This window comes from Blautia sp. MSK17_66 (genome assembly GCF_020538025.1).
Classification (GTDB): Bacteria; Bacillota; Clostridia; order Lachnospirales; family Lachnospiraceae; genus Blautia_A.
On sequence record NZ_JAJBNQ010000005.1, the window covers coordinates 81,712 to 108,106 of the forward strand.

Sequence of the window (26,395 nt, forward strand, 5' to 3'; positions counted from 1 at the left end):
ATGGACACAACAGTTTCTTATTATGTGAGAAAAAAAGTAAAAGATGATTTTGACAAGTGCAATTGGACAGACGGTGTGGGTAAGAAGTTTGAGGATGTTGCACTGACAGAAATGCTGAAAGCACTGGATGAACTGGAAACAGCACTGGAAGAAACAGAGAAGTTTTTTACAAACGCAGAAAGTATTCTGGCAGACACAAGACCGGAATAAGTGGGGAAAGACGAATGAAAGTAGTTCAGGGAAATTACCGACAATATCAGCTGGTAGATAAAACCAGAAAAAAGGATATAGATGGTATCAGATATCTTATTGCCGGTGAAAGAAACTTATGGGCAAAGCTGCTGAGAGATAAATCAGAGACCAAAAAAGCAGAAATTTATAACCTGATAACCAGAAATGGTTCTACAGGATTTGAGAGACCAATTGAATTACTGACAGATGAAAAAGGCAAATTTGTCGGATATACCTTTTATGGACCGGATATGGACATTGTCCCGGAAAAGAAACAGGATACGGGGATTCCGCCTGTTAATAATCCAGATATTCCGGACTTTTCGAAGCCGCCGGTTTCGACATCAGGATCAACGTCAGGAATAACACAATTGATAATTCTTGTGGTTATAGGCGTTTTGATGCTTTTTATTATGAAAAATCTGCTGAACAGATATCTCCTGATTTTTATTTACGAGAATATTTCACAGGTGGCAGGTGAAGGATGTGCGAGACTTTCCTTTGATGGAATACTTCCGGGGGCTGTTGGAATTGCGGCACTGGTGCTGTATCAGCGCAAAACCGGAGGAGATATGGATACCATTCAGAAATACTGTTTAATGGCAGTATTAAGTTTTGCAGCAGGGGTTCTGATTACCTATGTGGTTATTGGTATAATCTGTGTTCTGGTAATTGGGATTTTCGGAGTGGTAAAAACCTATCAGTCGGTAATTTTTACAGTAATCATAGCGGCTGTGCTTATCAAAATGTTTTTGCCGGGTCGGAGAAGATAAAATATAATAACGAAATTCCTCTGTACAGAGGTTTCAATATAAAATTTACAAAAAAGGGGAAAAGAGTATGAGACACATGAAAAAAATTCTGACTGTTTTACTGGCAGCAGTGATGCTTATCTGTATGTCAGTAAGTGCAGTTTGGGCAGAAGGTGAAGAAGTGGCGCAGCAGACGACTGCGGATAACATGAGTTTTGATGTTATTTTTGCCATTGATGGAAGTGGCTCCATGAAAAAGTCAGATGCGTTGAAATTGAGGCTGACAGCAGGACGGCTGTTCACGGAAATGACATATTCTAACACATCAAGAGCTGGATTTGTGCAGTTCACTAATATTATTATGGATAGCCAGGGACTGACAGACCTGTCTACAGAAGACAGTAAAGCTTCATTCAGAGACCGCCTGTCAGGACTGCAGGATTCTGTAAAAGGAAGCTGGGATACAGATATTTCTCTGGGACTGACACAGGCTTTAAATATGTTAAAAGAGGGTGATTCCTTCAATGGAGACAGAAATCCTATGATTATTCTTCTCAGTGATGGAAACACAGACCTTCCAAATGGACCGAGAACCGTAGAGGAATCCAATGCAGAATTGACAGGAACTCTTAGTGAGGCAGCTTCTCTTGGTGTTCCGATTTATTCTATTGGCCTTAACTATGATGGAAAACTGGATGTAGATTACATGCAGAATATTGCCAATCAGACAGGTGGAGCCTTTTATAATATCACTACCGCAACAGATTTCAACAAATATATGACAGATATTTTTGGAAATGTTGCAGATGGTGATCTGACAGGTTTGAATCCAGCGTATATAGATGGAAGATTTGTAACAGATTTTGTGATTGACAATGGCAGTGTACTGATGGCCAATATTGTTATTCTTACAGATAAAGGCGTAAGTGATCCGCAGCTTATAGATCCAACCGGAGCGGTGGTTCCTCTGGATGCAGACCATGGAGTGATTGTTTCGACGGATACTTCGGATGAGAATAAAGTATCGACGTATACGATCCTCAAAATCATGTATCCTGTACAGGGAGCATGGAAAGTCAGTGTAAAGGGTGAAGCCGACGATGCAGTACAGGTAAACCTTCTGACTACATATGATATTTCTTTTAAACTTCTCAACAGCAGGGATCCGATTGCAGGAAATGATATCAATATTTACGGAAAGCTTGTACGTGGAGATGAAAATATCACAGATTCAAACCTGCTTTCGGGAGCTATGGCAATCTGTACTATTATGGATAACAAGGGAAATATTGTCGGAGAGAATCTTCCGATGACTTACAATGAAGAAAAACATGTCTTCATTTGTAAAACGAATCTTGAAAAATCAGGAAACTACTATGTGACAGCACATCTGGAAGGCAAAGATGGAAGCTTCTCGAAAGAAGCTGCACAGTATCAGTTATCCATAGGAAGAGCCAAACTGACCGTATCTGGAAGACCAGATGTCAGCATGTGGTGCAATCCAATCAAAACAAAGGCCTCGGTTGATATCAGCCAGCATGTAAAGAGCGAGTCTCTTGCAGAACTGAACTGCAGTATAGAGGATAATGGAAATAATATTGTAACAGCAGATTACAACAAAGACACAGGAATGCTTAATATCACGCCACTGAGAACCGGCACAGGATATCTGAAGTTGATTTTTTCTGATGCATATGGTCAGAGTGCAGAGCTTACGGTATTCGTCACTGTAAAACCATCCTGGATCTGGTTTGTTGCAGCAATCGTAATTCTGGCAGTGATTGTGGCACTGATTGCTGGTATTATGAAAGCAACAAAACCGGTGCTTAAGGATTCGGTAACCGTAGAACTTTCTTTACCGCCGATGCTTGCAAATCTTACACCGTCACCGGCAACACTGGCAATGCCGGCTAAGAAATCAGAGGTAATTCTCGGAAAACTGATTCAGGGTGATACATTTGCACAGAGCACCCTGGGAAATCCGATCATGCAGGCAGGACTGACAACACTTGTAAATAAGATCAAACTGGTTGCATGCAAAGGAGACGCAGTTACAGTAAAAATCTTACCGAAAACACCGGGAATGATCATGATCAACAACCAGAATGTGGACAATGCAAAAGGAATTTCTTATCCAATGAACAAGGGAGACAGAATTGCAATTCAATTCTCAACAGATGGAAATTCAATCAGTACAGTAACATTACAGCTTGGCGGAGAAGGTGGATGGGATGGCAACTTTGAACCTGGCGGTGACATATTTGGTGGTGGTCAGAGTGGAAATCCATTTGGAAATAATGATTTTGGAAGCCCGTTTGGTGGCGGTGGTGCAGGCAATTTTGGTGATCCATTTGGTGGAAACACTGGAAATTTCGGAAATCCATTCGGCGGTGCCGGAGGATCTTATGGAAGTCAGCCAGGAGGCAGCAACATGGGTGGATTTGATGGAGGTCAGCCAGGAAACAACGGCATGGGTGGATTTGACGGAAACCAGCCGGGAAACAACAGTGCAGATGATTTTGGCACAGGAAATATGGCGGGAAATCCGAATGATTTTGGAAATTCATCACAGGATGACTTCGGCAGTGCAAACGATAATGCCGAAGAAAACAATAACTTCGATTTCGGTGGCGACAGTTCTGATAATGGTTTCGGGGGATTCATCTAAAATCCCCCTCCCTAAAGGGAGACTCTAATCAGAATATGAAGCAAACATCGCCTGAAAAGGATACAGAAAATCTACTTCAAAGTTTATTGAAAGAAGCATCTTTGATATATAGTTCCAGGAACTATAGTTACGATAGGAAGGCTGTTATATTGTATGTTCCTGCATCTGTGGGGAAACTCTATGATGTCACAAAAATTTCTTGAAAAGAAGAATTGAAGAAATAAAAGCAACAGCTGTTTCAGTTGGAATTGATTTGCAGCCAGAGCGCAAAGATATCCTGTTCGATGATGATATCGGAACAGACAGATCTGGAAAATAAAAAAATAATTACAATTACGATAAAAAGACAAGAAAGGAAAGTAAGGACATGGCAGAAGAAGTAAAGGTAAGCTTATTAGAAAAGTCATTAAGTCTTTCAAAAAATGGTGGCATCTATTATGGAGGGGCACGAGTAGAGGCTGACGAACGGACAGCGGTTTTGTTTGTTGGTCTTGGAGGAAGTGGCGCGGATGCTCTGCTTCGTATTAAAGATCAGGTAAAAACCAGAATGATCCTTCCGGCAGATAAGACAGGTGCTCCGGTTGCAGATCAGCCAAAAAATATTGGATATTTGGAAATCGATACAGACAACAGTGGTCAGGCAGCCACTTATGGAACTGCTCATTTTGATCAGTTTGGAAAAGAATTCTGTGATATTTCAGTAAAATCAACACCAGATGTAATCGCAGACATCAAAAAAGCAAAAGCCGCAGGTGAGGAATGCTGGCAGTGGTTTGATGATGATGTAAATCAGGTTGCAGGTTCCAAAGGAGCCGGTGGAATACGCCAGATTGGTAGAATGCTTCTGATGAACAATATTGCAAAGGTGATTAATTCTGTTTCAGGAAAGATTGATCTTCTGACTCAGAATAACCCGGATATTGAGAGATTGCTGGTTTATGTATTTTCAGGTATCTCAGGCGGAACTGGTGCAGGTACATTTCTGGATATGGCATATATTCTGAGAAAGATAGCCAAAGCCAAAAATCCAAATGTAAATATTATGGGATATCTGTTAATGACAGATGTGAATGAACTGAATGGCGGTAAAAAAGAGGCTTTGAGAACCAATGGATTTTCCTGTCTGAAAGAACTGGATTACTGGATGAATTCAGGAGAGCATGAAGACCGCTATTATCAGAAATTTCCAAATGGTTTTGAATTAAATGAGCACGATTGCCCATTTGATTTCTGTCATTTGCTGGATGCATCTGATGTTGGCGGACATAATTTCAACTATGACAAAATTTTAAGATCTGTAGCAGAAAATGTATTTGCCTATATTGCAGGCGAGGCAGGCGGCGATACTTCCACAAGCACGATGGCTTCTCTGTATGATAATATTCAGGGATATATTACAACACTTACTGCATCTGCAAAATATCCGGCAGGCTACAAGTTTCTCTCACTGGGAGCCTCCAAAATAGAAATTCCATATACTGAAATTTCAACATTGGTTGCTGCCAGAGTATTTCAGCGGCTTAATGCAGGAATGTTCAAAAACAGACCGACAGAAAATCAGTTTAATGTAAGTGTATTTAAGGATCTTGAGATGACGGAAGAGTGTATTCGAAGCACGCTTTATAAAAATGTGACTGCTCAGAGACCTCTTCTTGAAGTAAAAAATTATAAATATGCAGATATTTGGCCAAACAATGCCCCATATCAGGCAGTCCACAACTGGATTGCTATGTTCCAGAGATCTGTTGTGCCACAGGCAGCAAATCTTCCGGCGTACTTAGAGGGAAAATTAAAAGAATTTATAAAACGAAATCTCAAAGATAAGAAGACAGGACCAGTTTACCTCAGATATTACATGAAATCACAGCAAAATTATTGTCTGTATCATATGCTCGAGGGATTTCGTAAATATTGTTCCGAGCTGCAGACACAGTGTGAGTCAAAATCAAAAGAGCTGCGGGATAACATGAATCAGGCTTTTGCGGCAGGAAGCAATCTGGGAGCTTGGGATAGTAAAACTAAGGCTGTAGAGAGATATTTGAAGGCGTTAAATGCCTGGTACAGAAATGAGGAACATGGATTCCTGAATGAGAAGATTGTAGAAGTATTGGAGACTGTACAAAGCAGATTAGAACTGTACTATAACAATATCTTAAAACCGCTGACAGATATTTTAATGGAATTGCCGGATATTTTTGACAGAAATGTGGAATATATCAGAGTAAATTCCAGTAAAGTGGATGAAGGCACAGATATTCTGATCAATCCACTCGAGTTTGAACAGACCAGAAAGAATATGTTTGAAGCAGCAGTGGTACAGGCTGAGAATAATTTCCTGGAAAGTCTTTCTACAAATATTCGCAAATGGATAGGCAGAGATATTGATGGTGTTGATGCAAATATTGGGACGGGTATGGATATTTCCGGGTTTATTTCTAACTTTGTATCCGAAAACTTCCAGGCGTTGCTGACAATAAACATGCAATCTGTCATGAACAGCAAACTGAAAAATGGAGAAAGTCTGGAAAATTACATAAGGAACCGCGTAGAGGATCTTTTGAAATCCTCTTATCCAATGTATAAAGAATCTACCGGAATTTTAGGTGAAGTAGCAGAGTTTTCCATGATTTCCGTGCCGAGCAACTGTCCGATAATCTATAAAGTAGTAAAAGAGCATATTGAATCCAAAAATCTTGACAAGATAAAGGTAAAGAAGAGCAAGGAAGAAAGCCGTATGTATATCATCAAGATTACAAGCGGCTATCCATTATACTCTAATGATTACCTTCAGGAAATGGAAAAAGAATATGAAAAACAAATGGGAAATCAGAGTACTACCAGCGGAAAACATCTGAAACCGGAATGGAGAGATCAGCTGCCGTCTCCATGCATCCAGTTGGCCTGGAAATATCCGTATGAATGTCGAAGAACAAAAGAAAGAAATGAGAAATACAAAGCCCTGTTTGACAAATGTTACGCAAATAAGATCATTGACAGAAGAACAGACTGTTTCTTCCTGAGAAGATCAAATCCAGAAGTTGCAAAAAAAGTGAGCAGAGCAAATCTGACAGCTCCTACAATTCTTGAAAAGATGGAGCAGTTTGAAAAAATTAAGTCAAAACTGTGGGATGACAAAAACGGCATAAAATTATTTACCTGTGGTACTTATATGATAGGCAAGCCAGATGGAGAAATGCAGAACGTAAAAGAAAATATGCTTCGTTTTCCACTTATCCTGGATATTCTGGAAAAAGAAAGCGAGCTGGCAGACAGAATTGAGACAATTGAGGAAGAATTGCATTATCCGAAATATTTCTCAATGGCAAATATGAATCATATGATCCGGGTAAATAAGTATACGGGAGATACTTCTTATAAGAAAACAGATACAGATCCGTTTCCAGTCAAACTGACAGAAGGCCATGAAATGCATCCGGATTATAAAGAATATCAGATTTATCAGAGTTTTTGCAGAAGTCTGAATAAAGATATGAAGGAAGAAATTGAACTCCAGTATGACAACCTTAAGAAACGTATTGAAATGAGTCCGAGTGCACTGGAGGAATATATTGAGGAAATTCGAAAATATATTCAGACCTACGAGAAACAGACAGAAAAGGCTCGCAATGAGATGTACAACGCCGGAAAGGAAGAAAGACCGGCATTCCTTGAGAAAATTGAATTTTATCAGGGCTGCATTGAAGAATTAAAACGTATGCTTCCTATAGACATAGACCCAGAACCGGACCCAGTTCCAACACCAGAACCAGACCCAGTTCCAACTCCAGAACCGGACCCAGCACCAACTCCAGCACCATCACCAGCACCAACTCCGGCACCAGAACCGCAAACTCCACCAAGATACTTAAATCCACAGACATGGCAGCCAATTGAGAATCCACAGCCGGGTCAGCAGGTGTTTGATACAAAGCTGGGACAGATGATTGCATATACACCGGAGGCACCGAGATATCTGAATCCGCAGACATGGCAGCCAATTGAGAATCCACAGCCGGGTCAGCAGGTGTTTGATACAAAGCTGGGACAGATGATTGCATATACACCGGAGGCACCGAGATATCTGAATCCGCAGACATGGCAGCCAATTGAGAATCCACAGCCGGGTCAGCAGGTGTTTGATACAAAGCTGGGACAGATGATCGTATATACACCGGAGGCACCGAGAGTACCGAGATATCTGAATCCGCAGACATGGCAGCCAATTGAGAATCCACAGCCAGGACAGCCAGTATTTGATACACAGATAAATCAGATGATTTATTACAATCCATATCAGCAGCCAGTGCAGGGAGGCTATCCGGGAATGCCGGGTCAGCAGCCAGTGCAGGGAGGCTATCCGGGAATGGCACCACAGCAGCCGGTACAGGGAGGCTATCCGGGAATGCCGGGTCAGCAGCCGACTCAGGGAGGCTATCCGGGAATGCCGGGTCAGCAGCCAGTGCAGGGAGGCTATCCGGGAATGGCACCACAGCAGCCGGTACAGGGAGGCTATCCGGGAATGGCACCACAGCAGCCGACTCAGGGAGGTTATCCGGGAATGCCAGGCGGCGATGAGAATAACCAGCAGTAAAAAAAATATATTTTAAATACCGGAAGGTAACACCGGTGAAGCATAACGCTGTCATAGAACACAGCGTTATGCTTCGTTTTCAGAAACAATTTGGGAGGAAACTTTCATGGGCAGTAACAATGCACAGACAGGAAGAAACAGAACAGAAGTTAAAGAAAAATTAGATCTGATTCTTGAATCTGCAGAAGCACAGCATCCATTCAGTAAGAAAAACTATGTTTTTATGCGAAAACTTGTTTTTTTGTGGATTGTTGGCAACGATAATCAGATAGTGCAGTATTTAAAATCAGAAATTCAGAGCATTGTTGAAGACAGACGCTCCATCTGGATCATACACAGTGATCCATCCGATATAACAGATAAAGATATTTATCACAAAATCTATGAAGGAATAGAATGTGCATCAACAAATTATCTTGGGGTAGATATGGATCATCTGATGGTCTGCCCGATCCTTCTTAAAGGCTGTTTTGAACAGAAAGAAAATGCAGAGCATTTTACACAGGCAGCTGTTTATGTGCAGGAAGAAATGAAAAAGAGACATCGTTACATTGAATGGAGTCCTTTTGTTCTGACAAGCGATGAAGACATTGATATGACAAGAAATCAGATTCAGTTTTCTGTTCAGTTTATGGAAAGAATCATGGAAGAAGGCAGAAAGGCTTTTCTGGACTGCTGTTGTCCGGCATGTGTGATTTCTGATGTGAATGAAATAGGGCAGGCAATTTCCATAGAGCAGGCAGCCAAAATTATAGTGATGCTTACCGTATTCAGAAATACAAGCTGTGAAAATGAAGATACTCTGGCATCAATTATGATGCCGGTTCAGGAATATGAAAAGGAATATTTCTTTTCTGCGAGAGCAGTTTCCATCTGCGAACCAGTGAAATCATTGATGCTGAATCGTCTGCTGGCAGTTCACAGATGCTTCCAGAATGGTCTGTTTCCGCAGCAGAAACTGTTCGACAATCTGGAACATTCTTTTTTTGAAGGGAAAGAATGGAAGGAACAACTGGATAAAGTTGCTCATGATCAGAATTATACAGTTCTGACAGAGTCTATTTACAGCAATATACCGCTTGCAGATAACAGAATGTATGAGCAGATGTTAAGAAAATTCTGCCAGAAATATTATTTTGAACCTCTTTCGGAGGAGAGAGAGCAATTATTAAAGAAATGGTGGAAATCATTTCTGGAAGAATTTTTTTTGCATTTGGCAGGCTCTATGGAGAGTCTGGACAAAATTGAAGAGAACCGGGAAAAAATTATAGATAAAGTACCGAAGCTGAATATAAATAGTCCACAGAACAAGTTTATAAATGACATGAGAAAGAGCTGTGAGGCCTGGCTGATCAATGAACTCAGAGTCTTTCCACAAAAGATGGTTGAGGAGGCAATGAAACCAGAAGGTATTTATGTAAGAGCGTTTCGTCAGAATAAAGAATTTCTGCAGGATATTTTTCAGAAGATGGAAGATGCGATGCAGCGAGAGATAAAACGTCTGCAACAGACAGAATTATTGCTGAATACCGGTGGTGGTCATATTTCAAATGCACAGGATGAGGCAGAACATTGGTTTCAGGACTATAAGAACACTGTACCGACGAAAGTAAAAGAAGTTTACAAAGATTATCAGACAATATTGTGCAGGATGTTCCAGTCAAATGAGAATCATACCGGAACTATGAGCGGAAATCTTCTGGAAAATTACAGCAAGATTGTTTCCGGAAGTATTGAAAGCCGGGAAGCTTACATGAAAAAGAATCTGACGAATCTGGCAGCATCTGATATGGAACAGCTGCTCACAAAGCTGGAGCAGAACTGGCGGTATCCTCTCCGTATGATCGGAAGCGTAGATCAGAACAAAGAACAGAAACTGTATGTTATGGGAAACAGGGACAATTACCTGTGCAGAAGAATACGGGAGCAGGAGGGGCACTATCAGATCGCATTTAAAGAGTGCCCATTGGATGATCGTCTGGAAATTGTAAGGGTTTCTGACAGAATGACAGAAGGACAGATTATAACAAAAGAACAGGAGAGTGAGAAAGTTGAATTATAAACCGCTGAAAGGATTAAGAGGAATACAGATGCAGGCGGATTTTACAAGATTTCAATTTTCCTGGGATTCTGCCGGAAATGATTCCAGAGTTCATTTCATCTGGATATACAAAGAAGATGAGCTAAACAATCCAAGGATGTTTTCGTATGCACAGTGTATAGATAATCGTATACAGGTGGCATTTCAATACAACAATATTCCTATGCAGGAGATACGAAAAATCCGTTTTCTGGTTTTTCTGTCGGAAGATCAGAGAGCTCCTTCAAGAGAAGATCTTGCCAGCCTGTATCAGGATTCGGGATATATCTGCGAAGTATGCTGCGGGACCGGGGAGGTAAAATGGAGATGGTTACAGGAACCTGCAGGAATGACCCTTTTCATGAATAGCAACAAAAAAATACCGGAAAATATTCTGTATTATGAATATAGATATGGAAATAAAACATTTCAATTTGAAATACCGGGAGAAATAAATTACGGTGAAAACAGTTATAAAGGTATTTATTTTCCGGCTTTACAGGAACCACCGGTATTAAAGTCCAGAGAACCGAATATTATGCTCTCGGTTGGGAAAGAAAAACCCGGAAGCAGGGGAATTTTTGAAAAATTTGCAGATATGTTCAGAAAATAAGAGGAACAAGGAGAGAAAGCGATGGGATATTATCCGATTAAGTGTGTCCATTGTATGCGTTCTGTAGCGATGGATGAAAGATGCGTAAAAATGGTACCGGAAGAAGTTAAAACGTTCAATTCAAGACTCGACGGATCACAGCCGATAGTAGTCTTAAATAATAATAAGAAAAACAAGCAGATTGAGTACAAAAGTCTGAGAGAACTTCGAAACAGTCATGTTATCGAACATGAGGAAATTCATCCAATTAAGATTTCCGGGGAGTATCAGAACATTGAAGAATGTAGAAAAGATTTTGTTCAGTCGATTGATGTGAAGGATCTGGAAATTGATGGAACAAAGATGAGCGGTACGATTCGCAAATTTTATTGTCCATACTGTCATAATGAGATTATTTCAATGGCAGGCAAGCTGCCAATGTATCTGATCAGTATTATGGGACCGAGTTCTGCCGGAAAAACGGTATATCTTACAGTACTTCATAAGCTTCTGGGTGGAATAAATTATCCGCTGCCGCAGGGACATCTGTCATTCGATAATTTTGGAGAGATGAGTAATGAGTTCCGTAAATTTGCTCTTGCTCTTAACAGAACAGGAACTCTGCCAAGTACAACAACAGAAAACCGTAAAGATCCATATCTTCTGCGTGTGAATTATATTGCAGATGATAATTCTCAGGAAGTGAATAAACAGTGTCTTATCGGGCTGATAGATATGCGAGGTGAGATGCTTCATGGGGATCATGATGATGATCTGATGGATTTTAACCTTCCACAGTTTAAAGAAGCGAATGGATTTATCATGATGGTTGATCCGGAGACTCTGGAGGGCGTCTATAACCATCTTCCGGAACAGTATTTTGGGGGAAGAAGCATTGAACAGCTGGATGAGACTCTTGGGTCAATGAGACAGACGATCATAAACTGTATCACAGCAGAGATGGGATGTATTGAAAAACCAAGTGTAGTGGCACTTGCAAAGCAGGATATTCTTTGCAGAAATTACCAGCAGCTTGGAATCCCGCTTAACCAGCCGGTAATTGCACCAAATTTCAGACCAGTCAAAGGTACAAATCTTAAGGCATCTTACTATGAGCCGATGAGCAAATCAACCCGAGCCTGTATTTCACATCTTTCGGGAAGTTTTACATCGTTTCTGGAAACTACTTTTAAGGAACCGTATTTTGTATCACTTTCTGCATTGGGAAGCTTTGTAAATATAAGTGGAAATAAATTGGATAATGTTGCAAAGATACGACCAGTTCGTGTAGAAGAACCAATTCTTAAATTACTGATGGATTTTAATTTCCTTCCAAAGTTCTGCAGTGATGAATATTATGCGGATCCACAGGGAGTCATGAATGAGTGGGGAAAGACTTTTGCAGAAAACTGGGCAGAAAAAGAAGCAATGGATCAGCCAAAAAAACATTTGCCAAAAAAAAATTTTTGGAACAAAGGTAAAAAATAGGAGGGACTTGCCATGATAGGTCAGCATATATATTCCAGATGCCTGGAAGGATATTTCTCAAAATCTGGTCTGAATGCCGACAGTACAACTGTGACGATCAGCATGAATATGTTTGCGAGAGTGGAACAGGCAAAGCTGGTTGCAAAAGAATGTGAAAAAATAAGTACTCTGGAAGATATCCGTCCTGTTCCGCAGGAAATACAGGGAGCATATCGGGGAGTACTCAAAATCCGAAGATTAAACCAGCAGATTACAGTGGTGTGCCGTTCTTATCGCCTTCATTCCACAGGAAGCGGTGAAAGCAGAGATTTTACATATGGAAGCAGTTATATCCTTGCAGGAGATGATAAGGAACATTTCCTGGAATCACCGGAATATGTACTGAATATTCAGGATTTTGAGGCATATCCTTCAGTTATGCAGCGAATTCAGGAATCCAGAATGCAGGGAAACGGAGGAAAAATTGAGGCAAACGAAGAATATTCTCTGTTTCGCAGTAATGCTCTGGAAATTTCAACAGATATTTTTCAGAAAGCAGGTTTTACAAAAGAGCTTTTTGTAGAATATATTTCCAGTATTATTCAGAGGGTTTCTCTTTCACATTATTCAGGACATGAGAATGATAAGGTTCTTATAATTCTGCCGCGGGCGTATAACCAGGGATGGGAAAGAAGCGGTGGAAATGCCTATGCAGAAGAAATACTGGTGGCAACAATGAAACTTCTCCCGACATGTGTGGAAGAACAGCTGAATGCAACAACCGGTGGAAGAGAAGATCCAACGGCTCCTGTACTGGATGGATATCAGCTTGTATTTATGGAGCCATGTAATACAAAGAGCTGGAAACTGAGTGAATATTCTGTTATTGATCTGGATCAGCAGGAAAGCTGGATTTCTAAAGATCTGGATACATCGTATGGAGAATTTCTCTGGAATTATCTGAATGCTCCGGAAGTCAGAGAGAAGTTTGAGAAAGAATATGAAAGTCTGTTCAATGAAGGGAAAAGTGAGGAACAGGATCAGGCACCGGAGAAATTCAGTTTTCTTCTGGATCTGCACTGCCAGGAAACGGATGGATTTGCTGATATCCACAAGAGACACCGCCTGTTATTTGATCTGTTAGATTATAACGAAGAAGGCTGGACGGAGAGAAGTACATATGTTGCAGCTGAAATATTGAAACTGGAAATTCGGGAGCCACAGTATGATACCAGACTGGAGAATGCTCTTCTGGAACTGGCAGAGCAGGAAACGTGTCCGTCAGAGTTAAAACCGTTTATTGTAACCGTTCTTCTGCAGAATATTCTGAATGGTAATGGCAGGGAAGAAAGCATTCAGTGGATCTGCCGGGAAATACAGAACGATATGGTTGTGAGCAAACTCAGAGAAGCAAACCAGTATGTGCTGCAGAATGAAGACAGTATTATATGGTACGAAAAAAAATCACTCCTGAAGCTGTATATGGAAATCTGCAAAAATTCAGAACTTGGGGCAGATGAAGGTGTAAAAAGTGAGATTTTGTCAATTCTGACAGACTGGCATATACAGTTATTTATTAAAGGAGACTGGCAGAACTGTGCCACAATTATGAGCATTCTTGCGGCACAGCTGGAAAATCCGGAACTGAGAGAAGAAAACAGAAAAGAAATATATGAAAATCTTCTGGATGTACTGCTTTCCGGAGAGAAAGAAAGTGAAAAACAGATTTCGGATATTCTGAAACAGGAAGAACGGAAATTTACTGTATATCCGCGAAATCTGAAACTGTTCCGTGAGTGCTTTGAAAAGAAAGTCCGTGAAGACGGAATCAGTATAGGCGACGGAATAATCTGGCAGTTGACTTATCTTGCTGTGTCCGGAGATGAGGTTTATTTACATGAACACTGGAGACCACTTCACAAAGATCTTGTTGTTAAATACAGAAACATATATAAAAGAGAAATTTTTGAGGAAATCTATAAAGATTTTAGAGGATGGATATCTAACAGTGATGAGAAGAAACTTCCGCTGATATGCAGTGCGGTTGCGGTAACGGAAGCCAATAATCTGCTTTATGGATATCCGGAATATTGTCCAACTATGCAGAAACTGCGTTCGATAATGAAGTTCTTGGAAAATAATGGAAGATATCAGTCAGCAACAAATCTGCTTTACAGACGTTATAGTGTTCTGGAAGAAATGGAACAGAAAAAATCTTTCTTTATCAATGAATTGAACAGGGAAGAACAGTGGATGCTGCTCTTTAGCAATGAATTTTCCGATAATAAAGATGAACTGTTGAGTAAAGTAAAAGAAGAATTTGCAGGTATGCGAAAAGAATTCTTCAGTGTTGCGAAAAAACTGGAACTGATTGACAAAGAACAGTTAAAGAAAACAGCAGACATTTATTTTGAATTATGTGAGAAGTATATCAGAGAAAATAACAAAAATGCAGATGCACTGGATGCGTGGTGCTGGGTTTGCAGAAATGAAATTCATGAAATAGAAACTATTTCAAAGAATATAAGTTTTAATGCGTATGTTATCAAGCTGTTCCGTCAGAGAATGGCAGCGACATCACAGGAGTCAGCAGAGGCTCTGAGTATAGGTGATATTCTGTTCTTGAAAGAGAAAAAAATTCTGCCTCTGGGAGCAAACTGGGGATTTCTGGATGTGGTTGGCACTTTATATGATGCTGATCCGAATTATCAGTCAGAAGAATTCCTGCAGATTCGAAATAAAATTGTTCTTGAACATAATGATATAATAAAAAAAATATATCTGTCGGCTTTGACAGAAAAGCGTGAGATGCTCCTGAGAGATAACATAAAAAAAGAAATTACATATAATGTTGCTCTTCTGGAGGAGCAGATTCGTCAGGATCTGAAAGGCACAGAGAGGTCGGTTCTTGAAAGTGTGACAATGGCTGTCTGGAGAACCAGAATAGAGAAAGAAAAGATACTTACTGCATTTCAGTTACTGGAAATTATTCTGTGTTATGGAAATCAGAAAGACTATGGTGTATACGATGGTGAATATGTAAAAGAAAGTATTTTACGGGAATTGTTTGCGATAGCTCAGAACAAAATCGAGGTATTTGAGGATAAACAGCTGGTAAATGAATATCGAAAACTGAATCGTACAAACAAAATTCTTATGGAACAGTCCGGAATCATGCAGTGTCTGCAGGAACTGCCAAAAGAGTGGCAGCAGGACTATGCTGTCCGAAGCGAAAGAAATAAATCAGGATGGCTTCTTACAGGAATTTTGAGCGGTGTTTTTGTTTTGGCTGGAATTGCAGCAGAGGTTCTGTTTTTTATTTTTTATAATCATATAAACATAAACATTGCGGTTCTGACAGGCATCCTGTTGAGTGCAGCAGGTATAGTAGGAGCAATTGTAGTTCTTATCTGTATGCTGATTTCACTTAATCGATAGAAAGACGGATGAAGCAGGGAGGAAAAACTGCTGTGAAGGAAGAAAACAACACAGAAAAGAAAGAATTTCCAAAAGATATAGATTATGTAAACCCTTATGTGGGACTGGACAAAATCTATGAAAAAGATCCCTACAAAAATCTGGCGGACGGTTCTAAGAAAAAAAAGACGAAGCAGCCTGCTGAAAAACAAAAACCGGAAAAAAACAGAAAAAGCGGATGGATACTTGGCATAGTACTTGGTATTATGCTGGGCGTTGGCGGATATCTGTTTATCAGTGGAAACGGGAGCGAATTATTAAACCAAAGGTTACAGACCGGCAAAACAGCAAATACAGTAAAACAGGCCAGGGCACCGAGTCAGACTGCAGCGTCAGAACCAACAGCGACACCGGAACCAACAGCGACGCCAGAGCCGACAGCGACGCCGGAACCAACCGCAACGCCTGCACCGGACTGGCATTCAGCAGTTACGGATGAAGAGCAGGAAGCACAGATGAAAGAAGGTACATGGCTGGATCGAAATTATATGACCAGCCTGATGGATGCAAGTGGAGCAAGATATGGTGTCTATGTGATGGATCTTACCAATTATACCAATTATGCGATTGGAGAGGCAGATACTCCGCTTCCGGCATCTGCATTGATTGGAATTCCAATTATGTATGCGATTGCAGAGGGAATAGACCGAGGGGGCTACAGTATGGATACGCTCATCAGATTTTCGTATACGTTTCAAAATGGACGGGGTGGATATACAGCACAGCAAAATGGACAGATGCTGACGATAAGAGAACTGCTGGTGGCAGGCCTGACATCCAGTGATAATAATGCCTGGAATTCCCTGATGGATTATCTGACCCGTGAGCAGATTAATACGATATGTTATCAATATGGATATGACAGTGTAGATCTTCAGCGGGCAATTATGAATGGTACATCATCACAGGAGAATTATATCAGTGCAAGGGATGCTGCAATGATGCTGAATGCCATCTATCAGGATAATTTCGATGAAATTGACAGTAACTTTTTAAGACTGTACTTCAGAATATCAGCAAGTGATACTGCCAACAAGGGAATGTATCCGGCATGTACAAATGCAGGCAATCTGCTGAATCTGAATGGTGTTACGCAGACACGATATAATGAAGTCGGTCTGGTTGAAAATGGAGATGAAGTGTTCATTATGGCAGCACTGACAATAGATGGAAAACAGGAAACATCAGCTCCATGTGTGACAAATGAAGCAGCCTACGTGCTGGCAAATCTGAAAAAGGGGGAAAGGTAAAGTGAATACGGAAACAAAAGGAAAGCCCATAGGAAAAATTCTCCTGATATTTTTTCTGGTTCTGGCATTTACAGGAATCGGAATTCTGCTTCAGGTTTTTGTAAGACAGTCGACGGATCTGACGGCAAAAAAAGATTCAGAAAGTGAAATTCAGAAGCAGATTGAAAATAAAAATAAGGAGATAGCTGGACTGGAAAAGGAAAAAGAAAAGTTAAATTCAAAATTACAAGAACAACAGAAAAAAGCAGCTGAGGAAGAGCAGCAGAAAGCTCAGCAGAAAGATCAGGAGGGATTACCGGGACTGCGGGACAAAATAACTTCAGTATTAGAAGGACAGGCAGGAACATGGTCTGTATATGTGAAGAACCTGGAGAATGGACAACCTGAGAAGTATAACGATGCACAGATGAAGGGGGCAGGGCTTTTGAAGCTTTATGTTATGGGAGCTGCCTATGCCTACACTCAGAACCAGAATGATTCTATCCAGGCAGATGAGAAATTTGTGGAGTCGATACATACAATGATTGGAAAAGCTGATAATGAAGACGCAAATCAGATACTGAGTCAGATTGGTGGTATAGAGTATGTAAACCAATATATAAAAGAGAATGGTTATGAAGAAACTATACTGGAGGATCAGTTTGGAGACGGCAGCACTACATCTGTGACAGATTGTGGAAAGTTTCTGGAAAACGTTTATAACAATAGTGAAAGTGACGGAAAAGCAGGGGATTCTGCATCGGAAAATATACCTGACAAAATGATGGCAGACCTCAGAAATCAGGCAACATCAGGCAAAATCCATGAAGGACTTGAACAAGAAGGAGGATTTGCAAATAAGACCGGAGATCTTGACGGGGTAGAAAATGAAGTGGCAATTGTATTCAATGAACATGGACCAGACTATATTATATGTATTATGTCTCAGGATGTAAATAAGGAAGCTGCGCCGGTTGTTATTCAGAGGCTGTCTTCAGAAGTCTATAATTATTTTTACACAGATGAATCCGGGGAGGCAACAGATCCTGAGAACACAGAAGAAGCAAATTCTGATGACACAGAGACAACAGATTCTGAGAATCCATAAGGCAGGAAATAGCCTGTGGCTGAAAGGAACGACATCTGAAAATTAAAAGGAAAGGTAACTTTGTTATGACAAAAAAGAAAAAAAGCAGAATCAGAATTATCCTGGGTCTGGTTCTTTGTGTTCTGCTCCTGGCTGGTACAGCAGGGCTGGCCGTGGCAGACAAAAAAGTAAATAATAATCTGCAGAAAGTATCAAACAGCATTGAAAATAATCCAGAACTGACTGCTGCAGAGGAGAGATACAACAATTTGAAAGCAGAAGTTGAGGACTTAGAAAAACAGGTAAAACCAGAATAGAAAGAATAACGGACGGCAAAACGAGGGGATATTATGGCACTTTTAGGAAAAAACAAAAAGGCAGATACACAAAACGGATTTGGAACAGCTTCTTCCTTCCAGAATCAGCCAGAGAATGCGAACTGGGGAAATTTTGGAAATGATTATGGAAATACAAATGGAAATCCATTTGGGAATAATTATGGAAACGGGGCGGATAACTTTGGTGGTTCACCATTTGGCGGAACTGGAAGTTTTGGCGGGAATGATGGATTTGGTACGGTTAATTATAATATGACTGGTGGAAGGCCGTCGCTCCAGCAAAAAACAGAAACGCATTTTTCAAAAATCTTTTTGATTGTTTCTATCATAGCATCAGTGATTTTTTTTCTTCTGGGAGAGGTTATTTACAGAACACTTATTACAGATGTGAACTCTGTGTTTTTTATGGGAGTTTACTTTGCTGTGTTCGGACTGATTTTGTCATCTGCATTTTTTATTGTATCCAGAGTGATTGGTTTGGATATCACCTCAAAGAAAATTCTGGTTTCAGGGATCTGCATTCTTATGCTTCTGGTATTGGGGATTTTTTTTGAATTTATTTATGAACTGAACTTTGGTTCTACAATGGTTCAGACAGATAAATATATTTTTGCGATTGATAATTCTGGGTCTATGCAGGATAATGACCCAAATCAGGAAAGAGTGGCGGCAATTAAGAAGCTTCTGGCTAATCGTGAAGACAATGCACAGTTTGCAGTGTATTCATTTGGAGATGTGATTCAATGTATACGTGAACTGAATCCGATTTCCAATGGAATAGATGATTTTGCAACGTCACCTTCAGGAGGAACTCCGATCGTAGGTGTTTTGAGCAAAATTATGGAAGATATGGAATCTGGAACTCTGCCATATGATGAGGGATGCCAGGTAATCCTTCTCACGGACGGATATGCTACAGATACCAGCTTTTTAAATTTTGAATTAAATAAAACGTTGAAGAAATTCAATAAGAAAAAAATCAGTATCAGCACGGTAGGTCTGGGATATGTAGATGAAAAGTTACTGAATAATATTTCCGGAAAAACCGGTGGAATCAGTGTAACAACAGATAATGTAGATGAACTGGAGAAAGCAATGGCATCTGCAGTGTGGGTGACTGACAGTAGCAGAAATCTTCTGTCATCAAGGGCAAGGACGGATCATAACTGGCTGTATGCACTTATGAGAATTGTATTTCTGATTATTCTGGGTGCAGGATTTCTGGGAATTAAACTTGCAGCTACAGATGATACAACCAATGTAAAAATGATCTGCATTTCCTCAATTATCGGAATTGTGGCAGGAGCCATGGTTATGGAAATTGGTCTAAATCTGATTCTAAGTGAATTTTTTGCCCGTCTCTTGATGTCAGTACTGTTTGGGCTGATGATAACCACAATTGAGAAAACTGTAATGACCATGAGTCAGGGCGGAATTGGTGATATCGGTATAAGGTCTTTCTGAGTCGTGAAATAAATATAGTCAGCAGAGGAGTTTCAAATGAAAAAGTGCAGTATATGTGGCTGCGAGGTAAATGATAAATTTGCATATTGTCCTCAATGCGGAAATAAACTCAAAGAAGAAAATACAGATGCAGTCTGGCCGGAATTTCCGGAAACAGATCCGTATAATCAGGATGGATTTTATAATGATGACAGTGTGAATTCAAATGAAGAAAATATAAAAGAGGGTACTGAAGAAAATCCGCAGGAACAAGGTAGCGCAGAAGAGCAATCGGCAGATATTCCTCAGGAGGAAGAAGATTCTTCGTTTTCCTGGCCTTCTTATAACAACTGGCAGACATATGAGGATCCTTACAAAAAGGTAAACATACATGAGTCAGGGAATGCAAACAAAAAGTTTAATAACAGTAAACATGATGACGAATCTGCTGAACCGTCAAAAAGAAACAGTATTTTTGTTCCTGCCGCAATATGTGTAGGAGTGGCGGTAGTGGTATGCTCAGTCCTAATGGCATTAAATGGGGGGAACAAGACTGAAAAACAGCAGGCAAAGGCACTTGTCTCAAATACAGAGAAGGAAGAAAGCGGTGAAAAAGTTCAGGAAGATAATAATGCAAACACAGAAGTAACTATGCCGCCAGAAAAAGAAGAAGTAGTTACTCCAACACCTGAACCAACGGATACGCCAACTCCGACACCTGAGCCAACAGCTACACCAACTCCGATGCCTGAAATAACAGCCAGGCTTATAGACGCCAGTGAAGTGAATCTGGAAGGATTTAATGAGAAATTTTTTAATTCTGCACTTGCATCGTCTGTAATTCAACAGGAGAAAGTAAGTAATGATCCTATTTATGCATTTGATGATGATATACAGACGAGTTGGCAGGAAGGTGTGGTAGGATCTGGAATCGGAGAATCTATTGTAGGATACTTTTCTGAAAGCTGTAAGGTTAAATATTTGATGTTCCGTCTGGGAAACTGGAAAACAGACAGGTATTTTTATGGAAATAACAGACCATCTTGTCTTAGAATTCAAATGGAAGATTTCAGTACAGAAATTAATTTTCCAGATAAATATCAGGAATTTTGGGTGGAACTGAGTTACCCATATGAGACAGAATATCTGAGCCTGACGATCGAGGGGGTTCATGCAGGAACTAGTTGGGACGATACTCCGATTACAGATGTCAGGGCTTTTGGAATATAAGAGGGAAGCGCGTGAAAATGAAAAAAAAGATTCTGGAAATTTTTATGTGGGGAATCTGCATTGTTGCTCTGGCGGTAATGAGTACTGTGGTAGTAAGAGAATATCAGAAAAGCCAAAATTCTCTGGAAATCATACAGCAGCAGATAGAGACAATTGCAACACAGATCGAAGAAGTGAATAAAGCCAATGATAATCTGGAGAAAAGAATCACAGAACTCGAGAAGAAACAGGAAGAAGATAAAAACAGAGAAAGTATAGAAAAGACCACAGTAGAGGATCAGGAACAAAATGAATCAGTTGACGGACAGATCACACAGAGTGGACAAAGTGGAATTACAGATCTGGAAGTGGGGAGCATTGTAGATGCTTCCAAGATAAGCTGGTCAAGCCTGGACAGTTATTTTCAGGCGTATGAAATTGTAGAGGGAGATGCAGTTTACAACAGAATTATCGGAAAATCATACAGAGAAAATAACGATATAGGATTGGCAGATCTCAGATACTTGAAAGTTCTGCATTATAATTTTAATGGAAATGTGCAGGTAGGAGAAGTGATTGTCAACGCACAGCTTGCCGAAGATTTTCTCAGTGCATTTAAATCATTATATGAAGAACATTATGAAATCCAGAGTATGTATCTTATTGACAATTATTGGACAGGAGATGGCGCCACCAGTGACAATGCATCCATTGAAGTGAATAATACATCCGCGTTTTGTTACAGAACCGCAACGGGGAGCAGTAAACTTTCAAATCATGCGTATGGCTGTGCGATTGATATCAACTCGCAGCAGAATCCGTATGTGACATATGATGGAAATGGAAATGGAAGCTGTTATCATGAGAATGCACAGCAATATCTGGACAGAACAAGTGGGCTGGATCATGTAATAACACATGAGGATATCTGTTACCAGGTATTTACAAACCTCGGATTTTCCTGGGGTGGTGACTGGAGTAACGGAATAAAAGATTTTCAGCATTTTGAAAAGCCGTTATACTGATAATGGTGACAGTATAGAAAGGTTCTTGGATTTACATGTCTAATATTATTAACAAAGGAATCAGAAAAATTGTTGCAGTTATTGTCATAGTATTATTGGCATCTTCTTTTAGAGAAATGATGTCGGATAAAGAGTTTTATACAGCATTTGGCGGTCTTATGGGAACATTGCCATTTGCAAAGCAGATTACAGATATAGTATGTAAAATATTGAAATATCAGAATAATATTCCGGTATTTTCAAATGTAACAATATTGGAAGATATATTGAAATTGGCGATTATGGCATTCCTTCAGCCGTTCGCCGGAACTGCCCTGACAGGTCTTTTTCTTAAAGTACCGAGTAATTATAAAGAACGGGAAGAATACATGGAAGGCACAGTCTACAAAATGAAAGAACTGGCTGTTAATGTGATTTCAGCCCCGATACTGGCGTTGTTGGCAGCGTATCTTACAACGATGATTATAGAATACATTAAAAATAATCTGGGCAACATCAGTTCTGTAATCGTTGCGGTTGCTTCAGTAGTGGGGGTGTTTGCGGTATCGCTTATTCCATTGATAAAATCTGGCGTATCTATGTTAAAAGCATTTTTGTGGAGACTGACAGGAATGCTTGTGGGCGGTATGATAAAATCTTATGGAATCAATGCTATGAGTCTGGCTTTGTATATTGGCATTTTAAAGGGAATGCCAGGGATGATTGGTGGTTCTGTACTTGGATTGATTATCTGGTTAATTATCTTTGATGTAGGAATGAAACTGATCAGAGAATCAATAGTAAGCTTGTGATTGTGACAAAAGATAGCAGCCTATGTCAAAGGTTTGATGAAAGGAACAGGAAGTAGTATGAATAATTTAAAAAGATTTACAGAAGCACAGTATCGTGATTATGAACAAGCTCTTAAAGAAATTAAAAATGGAAGAAAAGAAAGTCATTGGATGTGGTATATTTTTCCGCAGTTGAAAGGTTTGGGACGAAGCTATACTTCAGATTTTTATGGCATAGTGGATTTGGATGAGGCAAAGGCATTTTTGCAGGATCCATATCTGGGAAAGCATTTACAGGAAATTTCAGAAGCATTATTAAATCTGGACAATGACAATGCAACTCAGATCATGGGAAGACCGGATGACATGAAACTGAAATCTTCCATGACCTTATTTGCCTGTGCAGATCCGGAAAATGCTGTTTTTGAGAAGGTACTGGAAAAATTTTATAATGGACATAAAGATGGGCGGACATTAAAAATGCTTTCAAAAGAAAATGGATAATACGAAAATGCAGTAGACAAGCGGAAGCAAATTTATTGCTTATGAAATTTTTTACGTAAATTGCAAATAATCAGCTAAAAAAGAACAAAATTGCATAATCGTTGTGTTAAACTATATTTACAGATAAAGAATAGCAATTGTTACAAAAAAGTATCAATTCAGAAGGAGTGATGGGAATGATTTATAAGGCTACAAAACTTATCAAAGAAGAAATGGACAGACAGGAACTGAAGTACAGTGTTCAGGAGAGTGATAGTTCATCATTTATCGTGGCAGGTTTTGGTATTAAGAATGGTCCAAATGCCAGAGTACAGTTTATTTCGCAGGATGATGACAATGATGTTGCAGTTCGACTGTTTGGTGTTGTTAATGACGTGTCCGAAGACAAAGTAGAAGCAATGCTGCGTGTTATCAATGAATGCAATAACAAATACCGTTATCTGAAATTCGTATTAGATAATGAACATGATATCAATGTTGAGTACGATATGCCGGTCAGATCAGATGACTGCTGTATTGGAGCACAGGCATGTGAGATTTTTATTCGTATCATGAAGATTGTAGACGAATGTTACCCGAAATTTATGAAGGTAATGTGGTCATAAGATTAAAACAGGCAGGTTTGAGAATCATAATTTGTATCGATTCTCAGACCTGCCTTTTCTATTCTACAGTAGATTCTGGTGTATTTTATTTCTTACGTCTGCACAGCCAGAAGCATCCGAATGCAGGGATCTGCACTCCTTTGGCTTCGAGTTCGCGGCCGGAGATCAGGTCGGTGTACATGCCGTCGTCCTCATTGATCCATGCAACCTTGTCAAATTCACTGAAGTTATAGATACCGATGAATTTCTCATCATCGTTTTCACGCACGAGAGCAAGAATAGAATCATCCCAGGTATCAATAGTGCGGATCGGTACATCACTGTTGAATACGCTGTGTTCCATACGGAGATGTTCCAGCTTGTCAAGTACAGGGAAGAGTTTGCCCTGAACAGTTTCCGGACGATTACGGTTCTCGGCGAGATCCCATCGGAAGTTTCCTCTGTGGAGATAACGGGAATCGGCGGATTTGTCCGGATCATCCTTGTAGGAGTAATCGTTGAGCTGTGCAATCTCATCACCGCTGTAAATGACCGGAATACCGGACTGTGAAAGCATGAAAGCGTGCAGGGTGATGTCATAGCGGATTGCACGGTCAACGCCTTCTTCATTCTGTTCAAATCCAAAACGTTCAATTCCGCAGAGGGAAGCGGTGGTACCGCAGAGTCTTGCATCGCCAAGACGAGGATCGTCATTGTACAGTTCACCTCTTGCGAAAGAATCCGGGTACTTTCCGGTAAGGAAATCATTCAGATATTTCTTATGAGGAACTTCCTGGATTCCGAAGTTCTCAAGGTAGTCATAATCCAGACCCCAGCCGATATCATCATGGCAGCGGAGATAGTTCTGGAATACGTAATCTCTCGGAAGTCCGGCAACAATATCAAGCTGACGGCGGAGCAGAGAAACATCTCTGGTTGCAACGGTGTGCCAGGTGCTCGCCATGGTTGTTACGTTGTAGAGAAGATGGCATTCCGGTTTATCTACAGTTCCGAAATATGGAACAACCTTTTCAGGAGCCATAACGACTTCTCCGAGAAGAAGGACACCCGGGCAGACAATTTCGCAGATCATACGCATCATACGAACGATAGTGTGTACCTGCGGCAGGTTACGGCAGTTGGTTCCAAGCTGTTTCCAGATATACGGTACGGCATCGAGACGAACAATGTCCACACCCTGGTTTGCAAGATACAGCATGTTAAAGATCATTTCATTGAGAACGATCGGATTGCGATAATTCAGATCCCACTGATAAGGGTAGAATGTAGTCATAACATGTTTATGGACATCATCCAGCCAGGTGAAGTTTCCAGGTGCAGTGGTAGGGAATACCTGTGGGCAGGTCTGCTCGTACAGAGACGGAATATCATAGCTGTCAAAGAAGAAGTAGCGGTCCTGATATTCTCTTTCACCGGCGCGTGCACGTTTTGCCCATTCATGATCCTCAGAAGTGTGGTTCATAACAAAGTCCAGGCAGACACTGATTCCACGTTTGTGGCATTCGGAAGTCAGATGTGCAAAATCATCCATGTTTCCGAGCTCTTCCTGTACCTTACGGAAGTCAGCAACTGCATATCCGCCATCGCTGCGTCCTTTAGGGGACTCAAGAAGAGGCATAAGATGGAGATAATTTACATTGCATTCCTGTACATAATCCAGCTTCTTTTCCAGATTGGAGAGCGTACCTGCGAAAGCATTGACATACATCATCATTCCGGTAAGATCATTGCGCTTGTACCATTTCGGGTCTTTGGCACGGCGGATATCGGACTCTTTGAGGTCATTGCTTCTCATATCATAGAATTTCTTGAGTACGGTAAGAAGGTCATTGAGATGCATGGTAACATATGGATTATCTTGATATAACTCGCAGTAGAGCCATTTCAGCTCATCGAGATGTCTGGAAAGACGCTCGCAGTAGATGGCATCATCGTCTCTTACAGGGATTTCGGCAGCCGGTTTCAGGGAAGAAACTTTCGGTGCGTCAGTCTTTGTGGTTTCAACTTTGACAGTGTCCTCTTTATGAGACTCAATCTTTGGCGAGTCAGTCTTTTTAGTCTCAACCTTGACTGGCTCCGCTTTTTTAGTTTCAACTTTTGGTGCTTCCGTCTTTTTAGTCTCAACCTTAACAGGCTCCACTTTCTTAGTTTCAACTTTTGGTGCTTCCGTCTTTGCGGTTTCGACCTTAGCTGGCTCCACCTTTTTTGTTTCAACTTTAGCCGGCTCAGTCGTAACAGCTTCTGTTACAGGTGTGGTAGTTTTTGGTGCAGCAGTTTTGGTTGCCTCACGTTTTTTCTGAAGGCGTTTTTTTGCCATGATTATTCCT

General features: G+C 40.5%; 18 protein-coding genes. 17 read left to right on the plus strand and 1 reads right to left on the minus strand.

Annotation, left to right across the window (positions count from 1 at the left end; genetic code table 11):
• The 17 genes from LIR34_RS04160 (at window position 1) to LIR34_RS04240 (ending at window position 24,068) form a co-directional block, all read left to right on the plus strand.
• Window positions 1-210: a hypothetical protein gene (locus LIR34_RS04160; protein WP_118251928.1), complete on the plus strand. Its 210-nt coding sequence runs from the start codon at window positions 1-3 to the stop codon at window positions 208-210.
• Window positions 211-224: 14 nt separating this feature from the next.
• Entirely contained in the window at window positions 225-1,004 is a 780-nt protein-coding gene (locus tag LIR34_RS04165; RefSeq protein WP_173902066.1) for a hypothetical protein, read from the plus strand.
• Between the two features lie 67 nt (window positions 1,005-1,071).
• Complete coding sequence (locus LIR34_RS04170; protein WP_173902067.1) at window positions 1,072-3,651, plus strand: VWA domain-containing protein; 2,580 nt, start codon at window positions 1,072-1,074, stop codon at window positions 3,649-3,651.
• A 367-nt stretch (window positions 3,652-4,018) separates the two neighbouring features.
• The gene (locus tag LIR34_RS04175; RefSeq protein WP_265107703.1) at window positions 4,019-8,242 is read left to right on the plus strand and encodes a tubulin-like doman-containing protein; all 4,224 of its coding nucleotides are present in this window, start codon (window positions 4,019-4,021) and stop codon (window positions 8,240-8,242) included.
• A 106-nt stretch (window positions 8,243-8,348) separates the two neighbouring features.
• Window positions 8,349-10,304, plus strand: coding sequence for a hypothetical protein (locus LIR34_RS04180; RefSeq protein ID WP_161284181.1), 1,956 nt, complete (start codon window positions 8,349-8,351; stop codon window positions 10,302-10,304).
• Entirely contained in the window at window positions 10,294-10,935 is a 642-nt protein-coding gene (locus tag LIR34_RS04185) for a hypothetical protein (RefSeq protein ID WP_161284182.1), read from the plus strand. The genes LIR34_RS04180 and LIR34_RS04185 overlap by 11 nt, the downstream gene beginning before the upstream one ends.
• 21 nt (window positions 10,936-10,956) lie before the next feature.
• Complete coding sequence (locus LIR34_RS04190) at window positions 10,957-12,402, plus strand: TRAFAC clade GTPase domain-containing protein (RefSeq protein ID WP_161284183.1); 1,446 nt, start codon at window positions 10,957-10,959, stop codon at window positions 12,400-12,402.
• 12 nt (window positions 12,403-12,414) lie between these two features.
• Window positions 12,415-15,819, plus strand: coding sequence for a hypothetical protein (locus LIR34_RS04195; protein ID WP_161284184.1), 3,405 nt, complete (start codon window positions 12,415-12,417; stop codon window positions 15,817-15,819).
• Between the two features lie 32 nt (window positions 15,820-15,851).
• Entirely contained in the window at window positions 15,852-17,108 is a 1,257-nt protein-coding gene (locus LIR34_RS04200; RefSeq protein ID WP_173902069.1) for a serine hydrolase, read from the plus strand.
• Between the two features lies 1 nt (window position 17,109).
• Window positions 17,110-18,195 (plus strand): serine hydrolase, encoded by a 1,086-nt coding sequence (locus LIR34_RS04205; protein ID WP_161284186.1) that lies wholly within the window; start codon window positions 17,110-17,112, stop codon window positions 18,193-18,195.
• A gap of 152 nt (window positions 18,196-18,347) precedes the next feature.
• A complete protein-coding gene (locus LIR34_RS04210; protein WP_161284187.1) occupies window positions 18,348-18,491 on the plus strand; it encodes a hypothetical protein in 144 nt (47 codons plus the stop codon).
• Between the two features lie 33 nt (window positions 18,492-18,524).
• Window positions 18,525-19,976 (plus strand): vWA domain-containing protein, encoded by a 1,452-nt coding sequence (locus tag LIR34_RS04215; RefSeq protein WP_161284189.1) that lies wholly within the window; start codon window positions 18,525-18,527, stop codon window positions 19,974-19,976.
• Window positions 19,977-20,012: 36 nt separating this feature from the next.
• Entirely contained in the window at window positions 20,013-21,185 is a 1,173-nt protein-coding gene (locus tag LIR34_RS04220) for an NADase-type glycan-binding domain-containing protein (RefSeq protein WP_173902070.1), read from the plus strand.
• A gap of 17 nt (window positions 21,186-21,202) precedes the next feature.
• Window positions 21,203-22,189, plus strand: coding sequence for a M15 family metallopeptidase (locus tag LIR34_RS04225; protein WP_244092184.1), 987 nt, complete (start codon window positions 21,203-21,205; stop codon window positions 22,187-22,189).
• 35 nt (window positions 22,190-22,224) lie between these two features.
• Entirely contained in the window at window positions 22,225-22,980 is a 756-nt protein-coding gene (locus LIR34_RS04230) for a hypothetical protein (protein ID WP_161284193.1), read from the plus strand.
• Between the two features lie 57 nt (window positions 22,981-23,037).
• On the plus strand, window positions 23,038-23,463 hold the full coding sequence (locus tag LIR34_RS04235) for a DUF1810 domain-containing protein (RefSeq protein ID WP_244092186.1): 426 nt from the start codon (window positions 23,038-23,040) through the stop codon (window positions 23,461-23,463).
• Window positions 23,464-23,600: 137 nt separating this feature from the next.
• Entirely contained in the window at window positions 23,601-24,068 is a 468-nt protein-coding gene (locus LIR34_RS04240; protein ID WP_173902071.1) for a YbjN domain-containing protein, read from the plus strand.
• Between the two features lie 85 nt (window positions 24,069-24,153).
• Here LIR34_RS04240 and LIR34_RS04245 read toward each other — a convergent pair whose 3' ends face one another.
• Window positions 24,154-26,385 (minus strand): alpha-amylase family glycosyl hydrolase, encoded by a 2,232-nt coding sequence (locus LIR34_RS04245; protein ID WP_173902072.1) that lies wholly within the window; start codon window positions 26,383-26,385, stop codon window positions 24,154-24,156.
• Window positions 26,386-26,395 lie beyond the last annotated feature (10 nt).